Below are 21735 nucleotides of genomic sequence, written 5' to 3'. Positions count from 1 at the left end.
GTCTTTTATACTCGACGACGGGTCTTTTATACTCGACGACGGGTCTCAAACACTCGTCAGCGAAATACAAACACTTGTTTAAAGCCCCCAATTCCCAATACCCACACACCCCATACTCCCTTCCAATCTTCAATCCCCTTACCTGCACCGCCAAATCTTGATGGTATCGTCATCACTACCACTGACTAAAATTTGCCCACTTGGGCTATAGGTGACAGACCGGATATAGTTCAAATGACCAGTTAGGGTGCAAATTTCTTTACCTGTACTGACGTGCCAAATTTTGATGGTTTTGTCCCAACTACCGCTTGCTAACCATTGGCCATCAGGACTAAAGGCAAGTGACCATACTGAATTAGAATGCCCTGTGAGGGTGCAAATTTCTTGACCTGTACTTACTAGCCATAGTTTGATAGTAGAGTCTGCGCTGCCACTGGCGATCATTTCGCCATCTGGACTGAAGGCGATCGCATTCACAAAAAATGAATGTCCTCTCAAGGTGCGAATTTCTTGACCTGTATTGATGTACCAGAGTTTGACTGTGTAATCAGCACTACCACTGGCAATTACTTCTCGATTTGGACTCCAAGCAACAGACCAAACAGTGTCAGTATGGCCAACAAAAGTCCGAATTTCTCTACCCGTACTCACTTGCCATAGTTTAATCTTACAATCAGCACTGCCACTAACCAGCATTTGTCCATTCGGACTAAAGCTGACAGAATTGACGCAATTGCTGTGACCCCTAAAAGTACGAATTGCTTTGCCAGAATTAATCAACCACAGTTTAATAGTCTCATCCCAACCCGCACTCGCAAGAATTTCTCCATCTGGGCTGAAGGTAACACTACTAACCATACTAGAATGACCAGAAAACCAACGACCAAGGCTACGTAGTAACTTACCACTCTCCAATTGCCACAGTTTGATCGTGGTGTCACTACTACCACTTGCTAAAAGCTGACCGTCACTACTAACTGCTACAGTTTGCACCATGCTGGCATGGCCTTTGAGAGTATTTACACACTCCCATTCTCCTTGGCTCAATAAAATGGTAGTTTGAGTCTGGGTATTCGGAGTAATAATTTGTGTGGGGGGTACAGAAGAATCTTCCTCCAACTCATTATCTAGTAGATTTAACCAGTCTTGTACGCTTTGAGGACGCTGCTTGGATTGCAATTCCATACCGCGCAGAATTGCTAAATTTACCTTGTGGCTAAGATTGGGATTGTAGTACAGTGGTGGTCTTAGAGAAATGTTACGCCGTCTCTCCTCCGCACTGGTTGGTATGATTCCAGTCACCAAACTATATAAGGTAGCTGCTAAACCATAAACATCAATGTATTCTCCCCGTGGTGCTTCCAATTCGTATTGTTCGGGGGGAGCAAAACCAGGAGTACGATAGACTGTGTGCTTTTGAACAACGTTGGGAATAAATTCTCTGGCAATACCAAAGTCAATCAAAACAGCTTCTAATTTATCGTTGCGAAGCATAATGTTGCGCGGCTTTATGTCCCGGTGTAGCAAGCCTTTGCGGTGAATCATGGCTACAGCAGAGCCTACTTGCCGTATGTAAAGCAGTGCTTCTGGTTCTGGTAGTATTCCCAGTCGTTGTAAGCGCTTACCCATATCTTCGCCTTCGATGTACTCCATTACCATACAAGGCATATTTGCTTCATCGAAGATATTTTCTATTTGGACTATGTGCGGATGGCGACACACGGCCAATCTGACAGCTTCATCCCTAAAATCAAGTTTTAACTTGTCTCGGTGGGGTTTCCAGGCAGGGTTATTGAAGATTTCTTCTTTTAAGGTTTTAATAACCCGTAGTTCTCCATCTTCAGTTGTGGCGAGGTAAGTGATACCTATTCCCCCCTCACCTAGTTTTCTTTGGATGATATATCGTCCCCCAAACAACCTTTGTCCCGGATTCCAAACCATTAGTAATAATTGTTAAATCTGCTATTTATTGTGACCGATAATTCCTTAATGGTACAAGCCCTCATATTCCATAGGGAAGTCATCTAAAATCAAATTACATGACAGCAGGCGACTCTGGTTGTAGACACTGGTACTTTCCTGGCTTGCCGCTTGATTAATTAATTTCTATTTAATTTGAGATCTATTAAGGATGTGTCAGGATTCGACGGCTAGATGGATCGACTGAGCGATCGCCAAACGTCTGAGTATTCACGGCGAAGTCCGAACGAGTATGGGAGTGCAAGAAGAATCATTTTTTTATTGACCTTAGTGTACAGGATTCATGATGAGTAATTATTAAAAATATTAATATTTATCTCGCGTAATTTTTGTGGTTTTGACTGTAGAACATAATGTTTATTTTTAGGTTACTTTTTTATTAATAAAAAACATACTTCATATCTGGAAAGCAGAAAGCTGATAATGTAGTTTTTATCATTCCTGCTGAAACCTAGATATGACCACAATGTTAAAAAATTTGAAATTGAGACAAAAATTTACAATCTTACTAATCCTTATTCTTGTGTTTGGTTTGAGCTTGAGCGGGTTCAGTCTATCTTCGTTACTTAGGCAAAATGCTAAACAAGAAATTGCTAACAATGCTTTGTCACTGATTGAAACGATTAGTGCTTTGCGTGAGTATACAGTTTCTCAAGTCACGCCGGAACTAGTTGATAAATTGGAAACGAAATTCTTGCCACAAACGGTATCTGCTTATTCAGCCAGAGAAGTATTTGAAATTTTACGAAAAAAACCAGAGTATAAAGACTTTTTTTATAAAGAAGCGGCACTCAATCCTACAAGTTTAAGGGATAAAGCTGATACTTTTGAATCGGATATTATCAAGCGTTTTACTGATGAAAAAGATTTAAAAGAGTTAAGTGGATTTCGCCCATTACCTGGTGGAGATATTTTCTATATCGCTCGTCCACTGAAGCTAACTCAACCAGCCTGCTTGAGGTGTCACAGTACTCCTGACGTTGCACCGAAAACGATGATTGAGCGTTACGGCACAGAAAATGGATTTGGATGGCAGTTAAATAGTATTATTGGCGCACAGATAATTTCTGTCCCAGCTAGTAAAGTAATTGAAAAAGCACATAAATCTTCTTTTGTAATTATTCTAATTGTCTCTGCTGTTTTTATTTGTGTTGTTCTTTTAGTCAATATTTTCTTAGAACGTCAAGTTATTCGCCCCCTAAAACGTCTCACTCGTGTCGCTGAGGAAGTTAGCACAGGACATATGGATGTTGAATTTAAACAAATCGGTAATGATGAGATTGGCAATCTTTCTAAGGCTTTTAAACGCATGAAGTTAAGTTTAGAAATGGCGATGAAAAGGCTGAAAAGAAATACTGGAACTACAGAAATTTAATATTTATAAATTAAAGATAAAAAATATGTTACGTATCTCAATGGAGGTGAGATTGGCAAATATAATGAACTGACTTAAAAAAGGGGTATAGGGGTGTAGGGAAAGTTATATTTTTATTCACCCTAGTGTACGCAGCTCATGATGGCTACTTACAATTATTTGCCAGAGGTCATGAAGTGTATAAATATAAAAATTAGCTATTATGATATTCAATGGTTAGAATTATGCTAAAAAACTTACGATTAAAACAAAAAGTTACAATTTTATTACTTGTAATTCTGACATTTGGTTTAAGCTTGAGCGGTTTGGCTTTATCTTCTGTTTTAAGGCAAAATGCCAAACAAGAAATTACCTCTACAGCTTTGATGTTGATGGAAACTATGATTGCTGTTCGACAGTACACTAGTAATCAAGTTAATCCAGAACTTGTTGATAAATTGGAAACTGAGTTTTTACCGCAATCAATACCAAGTTACTCAGCAAGGGAAGTCTTTGAGAATTTGCGACAAAAACAAGATTATCGAGAGTTCTTTTATAAAGAACCAACCTTAAACCCAACTAATTTGCGGGATAAGGCTGATAGCTTTGAGACACAAGTTGTTAATAGTTTCCGGGCTAACAAAAATTTAAAAGAAACAAGTGGATTTCGATCGCTTCCTGGTGGGGATATTTTTTACATTGCTCGTCCACTTGCTGTTTCTGCTCCAAAATGCCTAGAATGCCATAGTACGCCAGACCAAGCACCAAAAAGTATGATTGATCGCTATGGTACAGCTAACGGTTTTAACTGGCAATTGGGTGAGATTATAGGCGCGCAAATTATTTCTGTACCAGCTAGCAGAGTAATTCAAAAAGCAAACCAATCTTCTGTGTTAATTGTTGGACTTGTATCTGTTGTTTTTGTCCTCGTAATTGTCTTAGTTAACATCTTTTTGAATCGACAAGTTGTTCTTCCTCTCAAACGCATCACTCGTGTAGCGGAAGAAGTCAGCACAGGACATATGGAGGTTGAGTTTGAACAGTTATCTAATGATGAAATTGGTAATCTCGCCAAAGCTTTTAAACGCATGAAGTTAAGTTTAGAAATGGCGATGAAACGGCTCAAACGTCCTCCTGGAAACACACATGGTACAGGAGGTATGGGGAGTACTGGAACTAGTGACTATCCTCAACGGTGAATTTTGCCAGAATTTTGATTTTCAAAAATACCTGGCGAATATAATTCACGAATATATAAACACAGCCTGCTCACGCAGGCTATTTACATAGTTTAATTCTACGAAAATAAGCGTCTGGTAAATTCCAATGCAGCTTCTGACTCTGGTATTTCTCTTGCTAAGAGTTCTACAAATTGGTAAGGCGTGGTTTGCGGATTTTCAGCTAAGGTATCTTCTACAATCAGACTAGCAATAGGACCAATATAGAAGGCTAAAGCATCTTGACAACGCCGTATAAATGCAGCGTTGAGTGAAGTTATTTGTTGCTGATTTTGATTTGTTTGTCGATTTGGGAAATTTGGTTGATTTTGATTTGTTTGTCGCTCTGAGAAATTTGGTTGACTCTGATAAGTTTGTTGATTTGGGAAATTTTGTTGATTTTGATTTGTTTGTGGATGGCGAGAAGTTTGTTGATTTGACGCTTTACTCAACACCGTTTCATCTAAATCTGGATCAGGAGACTGAGATTGAGATATTGTTACGGTTGTTTGAGCGTCTGGAGTCAGTATGGTAGGAGGAACATCAAACATTGTTGATGGTGATGCTGTTTGAGGTCTTGTTAAAAGCTCCAGATCTCTTAAAACTTCTTGAGATGTTTGATATCTATACCTGGGTGTATCTGACAGCATTCTATCCAGGATTTGAGCAAATCCATCGCTGACATAAGTGTAAAAACGCCATTTCCACTCTAAGCTGTACTGATCCATGAGCAAGGATGGATCTTTTCCTGTTAGCAATACAACTGCTGTGACTCCCAAAGCATAGAGGTCACTACTAGGAGAACATAACCCTAAGCTAATTTGTTCGCGGGGGGCGTATCCTACTTTTCCCACCAAAGACATTTTACCTACAAAGGTCGCTTGATTGGAATTTGTAACTTCATTGAGATCAGCTATTTGTTTTCCAACTCCGAAGTCAATTAAAACAGGCAAAATATTACCTTCGGGTAACATGATATTGTCAGGTGAAATATCCCGATGAATAATATGATGCTGATGGATGTATTCTAAAATAGGCAATAAGTTTTTCAACCACTTAATGACTTCTTCTTCAGTAAAAGTTTGTCCTTGAAGTTGGCGATCGCGTAATAAGGTTGAGTAGGTTTTTCCATTTACAAATTCTTGTACCAAGAAGAGGCGACCATCTCCTTCAAAACAAGCCAAAAAACGAGGTATTTGTGGATGTTCTAACTGGTGAAGAATTTTAGCTTCTCTTTTGAACAAATTGCGGCATTTTTCTAACCCTCCCCCTCCTGTCCCAATCGGCGCAAATTCCTTCAGGACACAGGCCTCATTAAAGCGACGAGTATCAAACGCTAAGTAAGTTCGCCCCAGACCCCCTTGTCCTAGCAGTTGTTGGATGATGTAACGATTATCAATTAATGTTCCTGAAGGTATTTCTGGTTTGACTAAGGAGGGCTGAGACATATCATGATACTCCTAATGATTCCTATACATAATTTGGTTATATATAACTTCAACTCCTAGCCTATTAGTTTTCGTACAAGATATCCAGAATATCTATGAATCTAAACTTTTTCGGTAAAGTTATTTGAACATCAATTTTTGATGATTTTCAAGTTTTGATTTCTAACCCCACTCTGGGAGAACACGCGTTGAAGTTTTAATATTAAATGACTCTTGTCAAAGCCAATTTGTTTCTGTTTGAGTTGTTTGCTAACCTCAAAAATTGCTATCACCTTAACTATTTATTAGGTATAAGCTCAAAAAATATGCAAATAATTTATTACATTTTATTAAGTATTATGTGATTATTGAGTTAATTGCTGGCTAATTTATTTTGTCAGGTTAGAGGTTTCAGGAGTGAGAACAGCAGGTGTTTGCTTCACTTTTGGCTCTATAGGCTGAACTTTTTCAACTAACTTAATAAATTCCTGGTAATTAGGTATTTTAGCAGCAGGAATGTAACCCGCGTCGCCAGCAATATCGGCAGGTGCATCATTCATGGCTTTTTGGATTTGTTGTTGGAGGTTGCGGTCTACTGTTGGCGAAAGTAGCATCACTCCAGAGGGAATCCAGCGACTAGTGTGTAAAGTTCTAAACTTAGTTGTACTGAAACTGCGACGATGCACCTCAAAATCTTGCTCTGACATAGCACCAGCATCAACTGTTCCATTCTCAATCCATTCAAGTACAGTTTTCGGAGTCGGAGCAAAACGAATTTGAGCCAAAGTTAAACCGTAGAGATCGTACAAAGGGACATAGTAGCCGGCAGCAGAGCCAATTTCTCCTAAAGCAACAGTTTTGTTAGACAAGTCTGATATTTTATTGATGGGTTTATCATCTCGGACAATTAATAAAGAACGTTGTCTATTACTAACTCCTTCCATGGAAAATAGAGGAATGTAAAGTTCTTTACCAATCGCGATCGCAGCTAAACCTGGAGGTGCAAACACTAATTCCCATTTTTTGTTGCGAATTTGGTCAATAGCTTGCAATTCGTTGTAAGCTGGTTCCAAATCCACAATTGACTTAGTTTGTGATGCAATGTAATCTTTAAAGCGATCATACTTATCGAGTGAGGTTTTTCCTTCACCGTAGCTAATTACGCCAATAGTTAGACTGTCAGGAATATTGTTTGTTTTTGGTTGTGAGTCACATCCGAATCCAAATATCCCTATTAATGCCACGAGTTGGAATAGTAAAAAACGTGACTGCATAAAAATAGTAGTTTTCATAATCTTTAGTTACACAATAGGAGATGATCAGGCACAATTAATTTCGATGATCCTACTTCATCTGCTTGTAAAAGGCGATCGCACAAAAAAGTTAACCTTTTTTACGACAAATGTTGCTATTTGAAAATATATCTTGACTAATGTGGTTTGGTTTTGCTCATCATGGAAGAAAGAAGTTCTGTTGTTTGGAATAACCAACGAACAACAATCTAATAACTACCTTCACATTTATGCTTATTCCATTAAATTACGAAGAAATTATCAAAAATAATCCAGAAAATAATTCACAATTCCTGTAGGATACGGGTGTGGCTTTAACCAGAGAATAGGTATTATAAATCTCATGACAGGGAGCTTTGAACAAGCGACGCTTGTTAGTCCTCAACCTTTTTTGGAACTGAATAATAAAGGTCAAATTCTACGGCTTTATCTTCAAAAAGATGAGCATCGCTTGGGACGTGGTCGCGAATGGGCAGATTTAGAAGTACCAATAGGCTGGGAAGTCTTCTCCAGAAAACAAGCTACTTTACGTAAAGAAGGAGGAGATTATCGAATCTACGATGGTGATGCAGTCAATCCTAGTCGAAATGGTATATTTTTAAACAAAGTACTCATTGATCCTAGTGGCTATTTGTTAAAAAATGGCGTGCAGTTAGAAATCGGACAATCTCCTCATAACCGAATTCAGCTAACTTACTATAATCCTGTTGATGCTCCGGTAGCGATCCCCACAAACCGCCGCTTAATGTTAAAAGGTTTGAAGGACTGGCCTGTGCAATTGGGGCGATCGCCAAAACCGGATCGCTATTCTTCCATGCAGTTGGATGCGCCTACAGTCTCTCGCCTCCACGCGACAATTTATCCTGATGGTCAAGGGGGACATTTTCTCCAAGATTTAAGTACAAATGGTACTTTTGTCAATGGTCAACGAGTTTCCAAACGCTTTCAATTAGTAGACCACAGCAGAATTCAAATCGGGCCGTTTAGCCTGCTTTATCGCCCAGATTGCCTAGAATTATTAGACAGTGGTAGTCAAATCCGTCTTGATGTCAACCGCTTGCAGCGCAAAGTCAAAGACAAAGAGGGACGAGAAAAAATAATTCTAAATGATGTATCTTTGGTGATTGAACCAGGACAGTTAGTAGCCTTAGTTGGTGGTAGCGGTGCTGGTAAGTCTACCTTGATGAAATCTTTGTTAGGGATTGAACCAGTATCTTCGGGTACAGTCTACTTGAATGGTGACAACTTGCGGCAAAATTGGCCGATGTACCGTTCACAACTAGGTTACGTTCCCCAAGATGATATTGTACACCCCGATCTCCGGGTAGAGGAAGTACTCGCCTATGCTTGCAAACTCAGGCTTCCACCCGATACAAATGTCCAGCAAGTAGTAGATACTACCTTAGAACAAATTAAACTAACTCACGTACGGACAAATTTTATCCGTAATCTTAGTGGTGGACAACGTAAACGCGTCAGTATTGGCGTAGAACTATTAGCCGATCCGAAACTATTCTTCTTAGACGAACCAACTTCCGGTCTTGACCCTGGTTTAGATAAAGAAATGATGCGTCTGTTGCGAGAACTAGCAGAGCAAGGGCGGACAGTAGTGTTAGTAACCCATGCAACAGCCAATATTGAAGTGTGCGATCGCATTGTCTTCATGGGTAGAGGTGGTAAACTCTGTTACTTTGGCCCTCCCAAGGAAGCATTGGGCTTTTTTGAAATGCCCTCAGAAGACTTAAAGTATTTTTCAGATATTTATATCAAACTCGATCAAGGCAGTAATGGCAAAGACGTTGTATCAACGGTTGATTATTGGTCGCAGAAATACGAAAGATCACCAGAATGCCAGAAGTACGTAAAATCACAGTTAAAACCAGGTAAAGATAGTACATCAAAAGCAGACGATCGCATTCACACAGGTATATCTCCCATTAAACAACTGGTGTTGTTGAGTCAGCGATATCTGCAATTAGTGATGCGCGATCGCACAAGTATAATTTTATCGTCAGTATCAGGGCCGATTGCGATCGCCCTCACAGCTTGGATATTACGAGACGAAACACCCCTCAAAAAACTCAACCCCGCAGAAATCACCCAAGGGCCTTTAGCACTCAAGGTACTATTTATATTTAGTTGTATAGGGATTTGGGTAGGGCTTTCTAGTTCTGTAAGAGAGATTGTTAAGGAAGCAGCTATTTACGCACGAGAACGACTGATTAACTTGGGTTTAATTTCCTATTTAGGTTCTAAAGTTGCGATTCGTTCTAGTTTAGTATTATTGCAAACATTATTAATTATTGCCGCTGTATTAATTGGTTTTAAATCTCCAGAATCTAATCTCATAGCTTGGTTCTTGGGTTTCGGAATTACTACCTTTTTAACCCTGTTGGCGAGTGTTAGTCTAAGTTTAATGATCTCTGCCCTAGTCAAAACAGAAAACGAAGCCAATAGCATTCTTCCCTTGATTATGATTCCCCAAATCATTCTCTCAGGAGTGCTATTTAAAATGACAGGTTTAGCAGCTAAATTAGGATGGCTAACAATTAGTAGATGGTCAATTGGTGCTTACGGAACCTTAGTCAATGTCAATGCAATGGTTCCAGAAAGTACCCCAGGTTTACCTTCTCTCACAGATATTTTTGAAAAGTCTGATGTGTACAATGCAAATTGGAATAATTTGGGATTAAATTGGGGAATTTTAGGTTTGCATACGTTGATTTATTTAATTGTGGCATTGTTGTTGCAGAAACGGAAAGATATTGTTTGATGATGACGTTTTTTGTTTTCACCTACTCAAAACTGTACGGATGCACTGTTAGCTGTGCGCCCCTACTACTCAATTAAATTAAAAATTAATTTAGATATTTTCTGAGTTTTTTGGTAACTTTAAACTTAATAATTCATATTCGTGCTTTTCCTTATCAACTACAGGAGATAATATTACATAGTCTTGAATAGTCGCCACATACACTAATGTTTTACTAATCGTTTCTACATCTTTAATAGCAGAGTCCGCTATAAAACATTTGTATTTTTTTCTAGAACCTACTTCTTGTAAAGTTGTTGTTCTACTACTGTAATTAATCTGAGTTAATTTTACATTAGTAAAAATTTCTGTTTCTACTTTTAGCTTAGTATTTTTGATGACATCAAGAACTTTAAGTACAGTTTCTAGTTCTATTTCTCCAGTTTGCACTTTTCTACTAGGAGAAGCCCAATCTATGTGTAATTTACTTATTCCAATTCTAGTTAAAGCTTTTAAAAATTCAGTATATTTAAAAGCTGTTTTCCTTTTTAATACATTCAATTTTGCAGGCAATTCATCTGCGTTTGATCCAATATTTATTAAATTTATAAATTCTTTTAAGCATTGCCCTAACAAAGACTCTCCTAAGCCTAAACTATCTTCTTCATATACAATTCCTTCCAGGCGCATCCCAAATGAACCACTATATACACCAGACAGAACTACTTGAGTCTTTTGCTTTACTTCTGGCTGTATGATGTGGCTTTCTGATTTCCCTAGCTTTATTTGTCCTATAGCATCAATTGTTTCTTGTAATGAATATAAGATTAACCCCAGTTCCCCTACAGGAGCTTCTGTAATCTCTTTCTCTGGAAACTGTAAAACAAAGTCTATAATTTCTCTTCCTTTTTGTGTAGAAACTGTTTCAATATTAGTATCATCACAATTATCTTCAGATTTAATTACTTGCCCTAATTCTGGCAAATATTCATCTGGTATTTCATTGCAATTAACAGTTTTAACAATAGCATTCAGCCCATCTTCATAAGGAACTTCTACCTGATAGACAAAAGCATCTTCTGTATCAATAAATATATCTCTAAGTTCAACTCGGCCTTGGACTACACTCTGCAATCGAGATGAAGACATGGGAGCATATAACCATATCTCCGCATAGTCCGAACTATCTACACAAAGTACAATAAAAATTAATCCAGATTTATTTTTACAGGAAAACAATACTGGCTTGTCATAAAAGTCATAAACTTCTATGATTTCAAGTTGTCCTAGTATTGTCCTTTCCGGCAAAAAACTCATGTTTATAACTGTTATATTTATGTTTGAGTAGAATCTTCTTTCTTCACATTAATTAGTTCAAAAACCTTCCAGGGTTCGCTATCCTCTGGTATCCACCAAGCATGATGAGATTTTTCATGCCTTGATGGAGTATGTTTTATTCTTCCCAGTTCGCCACTCAAAATACCCTTCGCAATTTTCATATTCCTAAAACGTGGGATTCTAAGAGATAAATTTTTGGCATCATCCAATGACGAATGAATTGATACTCCACAGGCTTGACACTCGGATAAACCCGCAGGACATTCCTTGTCTAGAAATTCTTGCCGCCAAGATAAAAAATCTTTTGCGTGCGGTTTTTCATGAACCTTTTTAATAAACCTGTAAAACTCCCCCGATGCAATATCCGATTCTGATGGAGGACAGTTATCCGGGAAGTGTTTTGAATATGTCATCCTTTGCTTTTTGAATACAAAAATAAATTCATTTGTACGTTTAAAAGTAATTTACTAAACTACTAGTATTAATTTACTATAAGTTGTAAATAAAATCTGTAAAGTTTTTGAGCCTTTATCTTTTTGCCGACAGCATAACTTAACGATAAGAACGTTTTTACTATAGGCGTAGCATCAGGATAGTGAGATGTCACTCTATCTCATCAGGATTCACGCCTAATTGACGCAATCGTTCTGCTAATTGCTCTATTTTCCTTTTTGCTTGAGCTGCTTCTTGTTCAGCAATCATGGCTCGTTCGGTAGCAGCAGCAGCTTCTTCCGTGGGTGCAGGAATTAATTTTCCTTCTAAAGTAAACCACCTTAACCACAACCTTTCAATATCTCGAAATGAACCTTGCCATAATCCTAAACTTAAACTTAACTCTGGCATTTGTAAGCGTCCTTCCGTGAAATTCATCGGTTCATAATGTCCACCTACTAACTGAAATGCTCGAATTTCATTTGTATAGCGGCTAAAAACAATATAATAGGGAACCCGCAAGATTCTTTCATAAACTTCCCATTTTGTCGGAGGTTTACCTATTTCTATTTTTTTTGTCCCTAAATCTTCTTCTTCTGTTCCTGGAGATAATAATTCAACGACAACAAAAGGATTTGCTCGTTCTTGCCAGGTTACATAACTTAAACGTAAATCACGTTCATCATATAATTTTGGCACTCCAACCACACCAAACCAATCTGGGCGTTTGTACCACAGAGGATGCTGAACATCGTAGTAGAGATTGAGGTCAGCAGCACTATAAACTAATTCCGGGTTCCAGTTGATTGGTTGAAAAGTTAAATATAAAAGCAAAGGTTGTAAAAAGTGGAAATCATCTGGCAAACCGGGTTCCTCTGGGTTGTCACTTGGTAGATTATACATTGTTGGTAGAGTTTGCCAAGGAGGAAGGGGAGGATCAGATTGAGGAATGAAATGAGGAGAAGAAGTCATAGAAATTTTGGATTTGAGATTGTAGAAACCAGATCCCCGACTTCTTGAAGTATACAGCAGGCGAATAGTGAGTCTGACTCCTCACCCCCAACGATTTTATAGGTTTTTTGAGACAAAATTTATCGTGCGATCGCATCCTGGAATGGTTACTCCTCATCCGGTTCTAAATCTTCATCTTCCAACGATGCTTGTGGTATTGCCGCGATAATTGCATCTATGACTTTAGAAACTGGCAAAATCTCAATGTCCAAGCTGGGAAACTTTTGTCCTTTCGGGACGATCGCTCGCTTAAATCCTAATTTTGCTGCTTCTTTTAACCGTAGTTCCATTTGTGACACAGGGCGTACTTGTCCACCCAAGCCGACTTCACCAATTAATACAGTACCAGGATCGACTATGCGATCGCGGAAACTTGCAACAATCGCAATTGCTACACCCAAATCTACTGCTGGTTCTTCAACGTTCAACCCACCCGCAGAAGCGACGTAGGAATCAAGTTTTGACATGGGAACGCCTACCCGCTTTTCTAATACTGCTAAAATCTGCACCAAGCGGTTGTAGTCTACGCCTGTGGTAGAACGACGGGGCGAAGCGTAACTAGTGGGGCTTACCAAAGCTTGCAACTCCACAACAATCGGGCGTGTACCTTCGCAAGCAACTACAATCGCAGTCCCAGGTCCGGGATCATCACGGTTTCCCAAAAATAGTTCGCTGGGGTTGGAAACTTCCCGCAAACCGTGTTCCACCATTTCAAAGATACCGATTTCATGGGTAGCACCAAAGCGGTTTTTCACTGTCCGTAATAACCGATGGGAAGCAAAGCGATCGCCTTCAAAATACAACACCGTATCTACGAGGTGTTCTAAAACTTTCGGTCCGGCGATCGCTCCTTCTTTGGTGACGTGTCCGACAATCAACATGGTAATATCTTCATGCTTTGCCACCTTCATCAAAGCGGCGGTACATTCGCGTACCTGGGCGACAGAACCGGGTGCAGAGGTTAAAGCAGGGAAAAAGACTGTTTGAATACTGTCAATTACTGTCAAATTGGGTTTGAGAGATTCGACCTCCTTCAGTATTTCTTCTAAATCTGTTTCCGGTAATACATATAAATCGGCAGTTGTTCCTTCTATTTGTGTGATTTCTGAGGATTTTGGCGTATCTCCAGTTACTTCTGTTGCTTCAGTTTTCTCAGTGTCACCATGCTCATGACCATTACCATTACCATTACTAACTACGTTGAGTGGTTTGGTAACACCTAATCGGGAAGCTCTTAATTTAACTTGTTGTCCTGATTCTTCGCCGGATACGTAGAGGATGCGGTATCTCTGTGCAAGTTCATTTGATACTTGTAATAACAAAGTAGATTTACCTATGCCTGGATCACCACCAATTAATACCATTGAACCAGGTACAACACCGCCGCCGAGGACTCGATCTAATTCACCATAACCAGAAGGCCAGCGTGTAACTTGGCGATCGCTAATTTGATCAAATCTCAAAGAAGCGCGTGGCTTTGCTGGTTTATTCGCAGATTTAGTGTTTCCTTGCTGAGAATGCCAACTACTCACCCCCCGACTGGGAATATCAGTTGAGGACTGGATAGCAATTTCTTCTTCTAAGGAATTATATGTGCCGCAAGATGGACACTTTCCAAACCATTGTGGAGATTCTGCGCCACATTGGTTACAAACATAATAAGTTTTCGGCTTTGGCATTCTTAAATATTATTAAATAATCTTAATTTTTTCTTAATTCTTCAGAAAAACAAAAATCCAATAATAGAAGTAGTTACAGCTTTTTCCAACGGAATAATTGGAATGATATCTTAATATTATGGTATGAAAAATTAATCATGAAAATTTTTAGTTAAGGAGCGTTGATTAGCTTGGAAAGTCATAAAGAAAAAATTCTGGTAGTAGATGACGAAGCCAGCATTCGCCGAATTTTAGAAACTCGGCTGTCAATGATTGGTTACGATGTTGTCACTGCTGGCGACGGCGAAGAAGCTTTGGATACTTTCCGCAAGACTGAGCCTGATTTGGTAGTTTTGGATGTGATGATGCCTAAGCTCGATGGCTACGGCGTTTGTCAAGAATTGCGTAAGGAGTCAGATGTCCCAATAATTATGTTAACAGCCTTGGGGGACGTTGCTGACCGAATTACTGGTCTTGAACTAGGTGCTGATGATTACGTAGTTAAACCTTTTTCACCCAAAGAACTCGAAGCTCGAATCCGTTCAGTACTGCGTCGGGTAGATAAAAACAGTGCTTCTGGTATTCCCAGTTCTGGAGTGATCCATGTGGGAAATATCAAAATTGATACCAACAAGCGACAAGTCTATAAAGGTGATGAGCGTATTCGCTTGACAGGTATGGAATTTAGTTTGCTAGAACTGCTAGTGAGCCGTTCTGGAGAAGCTTTCTCTCGTTCAGAAATATTGCAGGAGGTTTGGGGGTATACACCAGAACGCCATGTAGATACCCGTGTAGTGGATGTACATATTTCTCGTTTGCGAGCAAAATTAGAGGATGATCCTAGTAACCCAGAATTGATTTTGACAGCCAGAGGAACTGGTTATCTTTTTCAACGGATTATAGAACCGGGAGAAGAGTAAGTTTCTAGGGAAGGGAAGGGAGACAAGGGGGACAAGGAGGACAAAGGAGACTTTAAACGGACATGGAGAGACTGTAAGACTACTAGTAGCAAGTTTGTGTAAAATGTCAAGGTATCCTCGCTCCTTTAGGATAAGGAGGTATGTCAATTTTCAGCATTGATCAAGCATGGCAAAATCCGATCCGAACCGTATTTTGCGGCGTCTACCTATTGTTGTGGGGGGGTTAGGCGCTGTACTTTTGTTAACTAACCGTTTGCTGACACCAGCAATCACAGAGTCTCAAGCTCGTGCAGATGTCTTGGGTGTGATTTTGAGTGGAGTATTGATTTTAACGGGTTTACTTTGGCAGCAAGTACAACCGCGATCGCCTGATGCAGTAGAACTAATTGGAGAAGAAGGTTTTGTACTTGCTCCTGATTTACCCCAAACAATCAAAACAGAACTTGCCTGGGCATCGCATTTATTGTTAACTAATACAGTCACGCGATCGCTTGTAGTTTTTTATCAAGGTAAAGTTTTATTGCGGCGAGGAATTTTAGGCACAAAATCAGAGGTGACACCAGGCCCAATTTTAAAAAGAGTACTCGAAAAACAACAGCCTGTGTATTTAGTTGCCTTAAAAGTCTATCCGGGAAAAATTGAATTTGATTATTTGCCAGAAAATACCCAAGGAGTAATTTGTCAACCAATTGGTAAAGAAGGCGTTTTGATTTTAGGTGCAAATGCTCCTCGTAGCTATACTAAACAAGATGAAAACTGGATCGCTGGAATTGCAGATAAGTTAGCTGTTACCCTGAGTGAGACTATGGAGGGTAAACAATGAAAAATTAAAAATTTAGCTTAAAGCGGAAGAAGCCCCGCACCATAAGTAAATATGCCTAAAACCCTTACCAACGACAAATGACTTTTGACAAATGACGACCCCAACTACTTAGCTTTATTTGTGCGGACTTACTTATGCAAATAGTTTATTTATTACTAATCGCCTTAATGGTTGTAGGTATTATTGGCTCTGTGGTTCCAGCTTTACCAGGTGCCAGTTTAATATTAATAGCTATTATTATTTGGGGATTTATAAAAGGTTCTTTTGCTGCTATTAGTGCGCCATTGATTGTCACAGCTATAGTTTTAGCTCTAAGTATTGGTGTAGATTTATTAGCTGGTTATTTGGGTGCAAAACAAGCGGGCGCTAGTAAATGGGGACAGATAGGTGCAATTATTGGTTTAATTGCTGGGTTTTTAGGATTATTACCAGCTTTACCTGTAGGAGGGCCACTTTTAGGAATACTGTTTGGCCCTTTAGTAGGAGCAATCATCGGTGAATTAATCTATAGAAGAGACTTTGCGATCGCACTCAAAGCAGGTATTGGAATTGTAGTTGGTACAGTCGTAGGAAATTTAATTCAGGGGATATTGGCGATCGCAGCAGTTGTGTTTTTCTTAGTCAATACTTGGCCACAAGTGTTTGGTTAAAAAAGCTGCTGATGTATTCAGCAGCTAAAACAGTATCACCTTTAGCCTGTTGATAAAATCTTTTTACGTTGCCGTAAGCCAAACATACCAGCTATTGACAAAGCACTCAAGCCAAAGATTGTTCCCGCTTCCGGTACAGCTTTTGGTGTTCCCTCGATTCCAGATAAGTTCACACCATCACCATACTTGGGAAACTTCTGAGAATGACCATTACCCAACTGCACTTCAAAAGATTTGACATCATAAAAAGTTAAAGCCTGAATACCATTGTTTTTGCCAGCAGATAACATCATATTGTTAACCGACTTACCATTGATTAACAAAACGCCAGTACCAATATCTTCTACATCAAAAAAATCTAGATTTATTTCCGACATTACATTTGTGAATTCAAACAAAAAGCGACCAACTTCTAATTGACCATTTTCAGGTAATTTACCACTTTCTGTAATGGCCACAGGGCGTAACCAGTATTCGTTAATTCCTGTATTTGTACCTGCGTCTTTTGTTCCGAAACTAACTTTTAAACCTTGGCCTTGATAGGTGTTAGAAGTGGCTCTATCATCCACAAATAATCGACTAGCACCGTATCCACCAGCCCCATCAAAATCTAAACTGGTGACTGTGTAACCGAGTGAATTTGTACTAAGACATTTAGTTGAATCAAGACAAGCAAGATTAGTCTTAATTTCACCTTCTTGTCTGGGAATGAGAGAACCAGCATGAGCAGCAGGCGCACCAGCAATTACGCCCAAGCCCAAAGCTGTTCCCATCATTGCTGCTAAAAAATGAAATTTATGCATGATTCCCCTTCTGCAACCCTTACATTAAATTCGTAGTAAAAAATGATTATGTATTGCTATTGCATCACTACGCTAATAGATAATTTGCTGAAGTGGGTAGTAGGAAAAATATATTTTACATTCTCTTGATTTGTAGATAAAAACGTAATGTTACTCCGTAAATTCACAAGGTAGATACGTATTAATAACTAGGAAATCAAAAAAAATAACGTATATATAAAAGCAGCTATAGCAGACTATCAAAAAAGATAAGCAAGTGATTTTTCGTAGATGAAAGTACTATTTTTTTAATTTATGAATATTAATCGTTAATCAAGATACATATCAATACTGCTCGGATAAGACAAATCAATTGACATTTAAATCCACCAGAGACGCGATATATCGCGTCTCTACTTTGTCTGTATTTGTATTAAGATTTTAGTGAAATGGTATAAGCTAGTGATGTGTTTTTTTTGCGTTGTCGCAAACCAAATATAGCTACTACAAACAAAGCACCGAAACCGAGAATGTTTCCTGGTTCTGGTACTGCTTTGGGAACGATTGTTCCTCTGAGATCAACACCATCACCTGTTTTGAATTTATTAGAATAAGCGTTACCCAACTGCACTTCAAAAGATTTTACATCGTAAAGAGTTAATGACTGAATGCCGTTATTTTTACCAGCTTGTAAAACTAAATCAGTAATATCTTCACCATTTAGAAATAAGATAGCAGTGCCTGTATCTTCTACGTCAAAAAAATCTAAACTTACTTCCGACATTTCTTCTATGAAATTAAATAAGAAGCGACCGACTTCTAATTGACCACCTTCAGGTAACTTACCTTTTTCTGTAATCGCTACAGGACGGAACCAATATTCGCTTAATGCTGGGTTTGTACCTGCATCTTTTGTCCCAAAACTAACTTTCAAACCTTGTCCTTGATAGGTATTAGAAGTGGTTCTGCTATCTACAAATAATCGGCTAAGACCATAACCTCCAGCCCCATCGTAATCTAAACTTGTAACTGTGTAACCTAGTGAGTTTGTGTTAATGCACTGATTCGGATCAAGACATCCGAGGTTGGTTTGTACTTCTCCTTCTTGTTGAGGAACTAAGGAAGCAGCTTTTGCTGAAGGTGTAGCAGCAGCAATACCTAAACTAACAGACAATGCTATTAGTATTTTTGTGAAAGCAGAGATTTTTTGCATGATTTATTGGAAATAATTAAGGATAATTTCGGTTATTAAAAACAAACTTACGTGTTTGTTCTGAAACATAACCGTATGTTATTTCCGTATCCGAGTAATTGTCATCTAAAAATCAGAACATTTACTTGTTCTTGATTTTAAGAAAAATTTTAGGAAAAATACTGAATTTAAATGTTATTGAAAATACTCGATTATAAAATATAATACTTAATTATCAAAACAAGAGATTTTGAATGCTATTAACCCCTTGATTTCAAAAAATTTTATCGATTGATTTATGAAGAATATAGCAATTCTATTTGAGTTGCGAAATTAGCAATATCCAGGGATTGCTATATACGTATAAGACAAGTATTTTGTAAAAAAAGGTTCACAAACACGTGAACCTTTATGTTGTCCCTTTCTGGATTCCTAGACCCATTTTTAAAAGAGTGCTGAATTTAGAAACTTTCTAAAGATTTTCGTGCTTCTGTTGCAACAACTTCCACTTCATCTTTCGCCAAGGTTTCTAATATATTTTTGGCGTCTGTTCCTTTGAGACGACCCAAAGCTTGTGCTACTCTATAGCGAATTTGCCAATCTAGATTTGTAGCGTAGGGAGCTAAAAGTGGAATTGCTTGTGTGTTTCCCAAGTCGCCAAAAGAACTAATTGCAGCAGTTTGCACTAATTCATTGTCTGAGGAAAGCGCCTGTTGGAGTAAATCAAACGATCGCGGCTCACCTAATTCTCCTAAAGTAGCGATAATGCTAAACTTGACGATCCATTCGTTGCTTGTTTCATAAAGCTGCTGCAAATCTTCAAAAGCTGCTCTCAGCTTCAAAGCACCCAAACAGTCTGCTGCTGCTGCTTGCACATCTGGTTCTGGATCATTGAGCAAGCGATCGCGTAATAAACTCAAAGATAAATCTAAATCTTGTCCACCCAACGTATCAAACTGACTCACTGCTGAGTAGCGAACACGGGAATTATTGTCATTGATAGCATTTTGAATTAACTCAAAACCAATTGTTGGTTCTAGTTCACGAATTTGATTCACTGCTCGTAAGCGATCGCCCAAATCCTCAGAAATCAGTAATTGTTTTACAGATTCAGGATTAACACTCATTTATTGATCTCACTTTTTTTAAAGTTTGTCATTTGTCACTTGTCACTTGTCAAAGAACTAATGACCGATGACAAAGGACTAATGACTAATCTTGACTTGCGGCCATTGCTCGAATGACATCGCCACGGGTAAGAATACCAATTACTTGACCCTCGCTGTCAAGAACTGGTAAACGATGAACGTTGCGATCGCTCATGGTTTTGGCTGCTTCTCTTAAGCTTTTCTCAGGGGAGACAGTGATGGGGTGTTTACTCATGACTTCCCCAACGGTTTGTCCCAAAGCTTTGTGTAAATCGCGATCGTATGTAGCTGGGTTTTTTAAATAAATCACGCTATCAAGAAACATAATATACGCTGGAGGCGTAACTCCTGTTTCTTGCCACATTAAATCGGTTTCCGAGATAATACCTACCAATTTACCAGCGTCATCTACAACAGGTAGACCACTGATGCGTCGTTCTGCCAGAATTTGGATAGCTTCCTTCAAAGGAGTTTCGGGTCGGACTACAATGGGGTCACGACTCATTACGTCGGCGACGGTCTTAGGCATTTGTTTGCTGACACCTTTTATCAAAGCACTCTGGGATTATTGTAGAGAATTTTGGTCATTGGTCATTGGTCATTTGTCATTAGAGACGCGATAAATCGCGTCTGTACAATGGTCATTTGTGATTGGTGATTACCACTAACAACTAACAATCAACTAATGATGGGGTTTGGCAAAAGACTTGTAACAAATCAATACAGTTGGCGATCGCTCCTAAGTGAGCAATTTCGTATCCGTGGGTATTTTGGGTGGGGAAGGCTAAACATGCTGCGCGGGCGACATGACCGAATTTCATCGCAATAGAAGCATCGCTACCAAAACCATTTAAGATTGCAAGTTGCACTGGTATATTTAATTGTTTGGCAGATTGGTGTAATTGTCCATTTAAAGTTTCATCATACATCCCATAGGCATCCTGAGACAAAATTACAGGACTTTTGCCGTCTTCAATCGGGTATTCTGATGATAAAGGACAAATTTCTAAAGCAATTAAGGCATCTAAGCACTGGTTTTGAGTAAAATAAAGTGCCCCAATTGCTCCCACTTCTTCTTTTGCTGATGCAACCAAATATACATCGACTGCTGGCTGTGTGATCTTTTCTGCTAGAGCTAACAAAATTGCTACAGAGGCTTTATTGTCTAGTGTATAACTGGCAATATGGTCTTTTAGCCGAATTGGATGCTTGCGATGCTTACCAATCACCATTCTACTTCCCGGTCGAATCCCAGCTGCTTCTAGTTCGGCGGTAGTACATTTTGTTTCAATCCAAGCATCTTCCCATTTCACAGCAGTATCTTCTTGCTGGATTTTTTGTGGTGATTCGTGGGAAACGTGACGCGAACCAAAACTGAGAATACCGCTGATAGTTGCATGATCTCCGAGTAAATCCACAACACCTTCACCATAAACCCAAGGAAATGCACCACCGAGTTTGCGGACTTCAACTTTACCTTGTTCGCCAATGGTTTTGACGATTCCACCAATTTCATCTTTGTGAGCAGTGATGGCGATCGCTCGGTCAGGATTTTTACCGGGTATTTTAGCAATGATGTTATCAGCGCGATCGCACCAAGCTTTGACTCCCAAGTCTGTAAATCTCTGCATCAAGTATTGGTTAATTTCTGTTTCCACACCACTAGGAGAGTGATGCATAACCAATTCTGCAATTATTTTGAATAAGTGGTCGTAATCCCACATAAGTATACTCAGAGTATATGAGCTTTTGAATCCCA

At 39.0% G+C, this 21735-nt stretch carries 18 protein-coding genes; 6 read left to right on the top strand and 12 right to left on the bottom strand.

Annotation, left to right across the window (positions count from 1 at the left end; translation table 11 throughout):
* Nucleotides 1-138: 138 nt before the first annotated feature.
* Entirely contained in the window at nucleotides 139-1941 is a 1803-nt protein-coding gene (locus B4U84_RS14940; RefSeq protein WP_131119142.1) for a serine/threonine-protein kinase, read from the bottom strand.
* A gap of 505 nt (nucleotides 1942-2446) precedes the next feature.
* Here B4U84_RS14940 and B4U84_RS14935 point away from each other — a divergent pair.
* Together B4U84_RS14935 and B4U84_RS14930 are read left to right on the top strand one after the other, a co-directional pair.
* On the top strand, nucleotides 2447-3355 hold the full coding sequence (locus B4U84_RS14935; RefSeq protein WP_131119140.1) for a c-type heme family protein: 909 nt from the start codon (nucleotides 2447-2449) through the stop codon (nucleotides 3353-3355).
* Nucleotides 3356-3579: 224 nt separating this feature from the next.
* On the top strand, nucleotides 3580-4533 hold the full coding sequence (locus B4U84_RS14930) for a c-type heme family protein (RefSeq protein ID WP_017309904.1): 954 nt from the start codon (nucleotides 3580-3582) through the stop codon (nucleotides 4531-4533).
* Between the two features lie 98 nt (nucleotides 4534-4631).
* On the opposite strand, the gene B4U84_RS14925 is transcribed toward B4U84_RS14930, so the two are convergent.
* A complete protein-coding gene (locus tag B4U84_RS14925; RefSeq protein ID WP_131119138.1) occupies nucleotides 4632-5999 on the bottom strand; it encodes a serine/threonine-protein kinase in 1368 nt (455 codons plus the stop codon).
* Between the two features lie 368 nt (nucleotides 6000-6367).
* Nucleotides 6368-7270, bottom strand: coding sequence for a phosphate/phosphite/phosphonate ABC transporter substrate-binding protein (locus B4U84_RS14920; protein ID WP_131119136.1), 903 nt, complete (start codon nucleotides 7268-7270; stop codon nucleotides 6368-6370).
* A gap of 343 nt (nucleotides 7271-7613) precedes the next feature.
* Between B4U84_RS14920 and B4U84_RS14915 the strand changes: the two genes are divergently transcribed.
* Nucleotides 7614-10043 carry an ATP-binding cassette domain-containing protein gene (locus tag B4U84_RS14915; RefSeq protein ID WP_131119134.1) on the top strand — a complete coding sequence of 810 codons (2430 nt, stop codon included), beginning with the start codon at nucleotides 7614-7616 and terminating at the stop codon, nucleotides 10041-10043.
* 90 nt (nucleotides 10044-10133) lie between these two features.
* On the opposite strand, the gene B4U84_RS14910 is transcribed toward B4U84_RS14915, so the two are convergent.
* From B4U84_RS14910 to radA, 4 genes are all read right to left on the bottom strand, one after another.
* Nucleotides 10134-11339, bottom strand: a complete 1206-nt coding sequence (locus tag B4U84_RS14910; RefSeq protein ID WP_131119133.1) for a DUF6575 domain-containing protein — start codon at nucleotides 11337-11339, stop codon at nucleotides 10134-10136.
* Between the two features lie 17 nt (nucleotides 11340-11356).
* Nucleotides 11357-11773: a hypothetical protein gene (locus B4U84_RS14905; protein WP_131119130.1), complete on the bottom strand. Its 417-nt coding sequence runs from the start codon at nucleotides 11771-11773 to the stop codon at nucleotides 11357-11359.
* Between the two features lie 190 nt (nucleotides 11774-11963).
* Nucleotides 11964-12764 (bottom strand): Uma2 family endonuclease, encoded by an 801-nt coding sequence (locus B4U84_RS14900; protein ID WP_131119128.1) that lies wholly within the window; start codon nucleotides 12762-12764, stop codon nucleotides 11964-11966.
* Between the two features lie 146 nt (nucleotides 12765-12910).
* The gene (radA, locus tag B4U84_RS14895) at nucleotides 12911-14482 is read right to left on the bottom strand and encodes a DNA repair protein RadA (protein ID WP_017309897.1); all 1572 of its coding nucleotides are present in this window, start codon (nucleotides 14480-14482) and stop codon (nucleotides 12911-12913) included.
* A gap of 170 nt (nucleotides 14483-14652) precedes the next feature.
* Here radA and rpaB point away from each other — a divergent pair, with 170 nt between their 5' ends.
* The 3 genes from rpaB (at nucleotide 14653) to B4U84_RS14880 (ending at nucleotide 16854) form a co-directional block, all read left to right on the top strand.
* The gene (gene rpaB, locus B4U84_RS14890; RefSeq protein WP_026081825.1) at nucleotides 14653-15381 is read left to right on the top strand and encodes a response regulator transcription factor RpaB; all 729 of its coding nucleotides are present in this window, start codon (nucleotides 14653-14655) and stop codon (nucleotides 15379-15381) included.
* Nucleotides 15382-15547: 166 nt separating this feature from the next.
* Nucleotides 15548-16204: a cofactor assembly of complex C subunit B gene (locus tag B4U84_RS14885; RefSeq protein ID WP_017309895.1), complete on the top strand. Its 657-nt coding sequence runs from the start codon at nucleotides 15548-15550 to the stop codon at nucleotides 16202-16204.
* A gap of 134 nt (nucleotides 16205-16338) precedes the next feature.
* Nucleotides 16339-16854, top strand: coding sequence for a DUF456 domain-containing protein (locus tag B4U84_RS14880; protein ID WP_026081824.1), 516 nt, complete (start codon nucleotides 16339-16341; stop codon nucleotides 16852-16854).
* Nucleotides 16855-16895: 41 nt separating this feature from the next.
* On the opposite strand, the gene B4U84_RS14875 is transcribed toward B4U84_RS14880, so the two are convergent.
* From B4U84_RS14875 to B4U84_RS14855, 5 genes are all read right to left on the bottom strand, one after another.
* On the bottom strand, nucleotides 16896-17657 hold the full coding sequence (locus B4U84_RS14875; protein WP_131119126.1) for an LEVG family PEP-CTERM protein: 762 nt from the start codon (nucleotides 17655-17657) through the stop codon (nucleotides 16896-16898).
* Nucleotides 17658-18069: 412 nt separating this feature from the next.
* Nucleotides 18070-18849 (bottom strand): LEVG family PEP-CTERM protein, encoded by a 780-nt coding sequence (locus B4U84_RS14870; RefSeq protein ID WP_017309892.1) that lies wholly within the window; start codon nucleotides 18847-18849, stop codon nucleotides 18070-18072.
* Nucleotides 18850-19289: 440 nt separating this feature from the next.
* A complete protein-coding gene (nblB, locus tag B4U84_RS14865; RefSeq protein ID WP_017309891.1) occupies nucleotides 19290-19955 on the bottom strand; it encodes a phycobilisome degradation protein NblB in 666 nt (221 codons plus the stop codon).
* A gap of 85 nt (nucleotides 19956-20040) precedes the next feature.
* Nucleotides 20041-20481, bottom strand: coding sequence for a CBS domain-containing protein (locus B4U84_RS14860; RefSeq protein ID WP_044451716.1), 441 nt, complete (start codon nucleotides 20479-20481; stop codon nucleotides 20041-20043).
* A gap of 166 nt (nucleotides 20482-20647) precedes the next feature.
* Nucleotides 20648-21700: a M42 family metallopeptidase gene (locus tag B4U84_RS14855; RefSeq protein ID WP_044451715.1), complete on the bottom strand. Its 1053-nt coding sequence runs from the start codon at nucleotides 21698-21700 to the stop codon at nucleotides 20648-20650.
* Nucleotides 21701-21735 lie beyond the last annotated feature (35 nt).

The organism is Westiellopsis prolifica IICB1, assembly GCF_004323185.1.
Lineage (GTDB): Bacteria > Cyanobacteriota > Cyanobacteriia > Cyanobacteriales > Nostocaceae > Pelatocladus > Pelatocladus prolificus_A.
The sequence above is the reverse complement of the archived record's forward strand: the minus strand, read 5'-3'. Positions and strand labels throughout refer to the sequence as shown.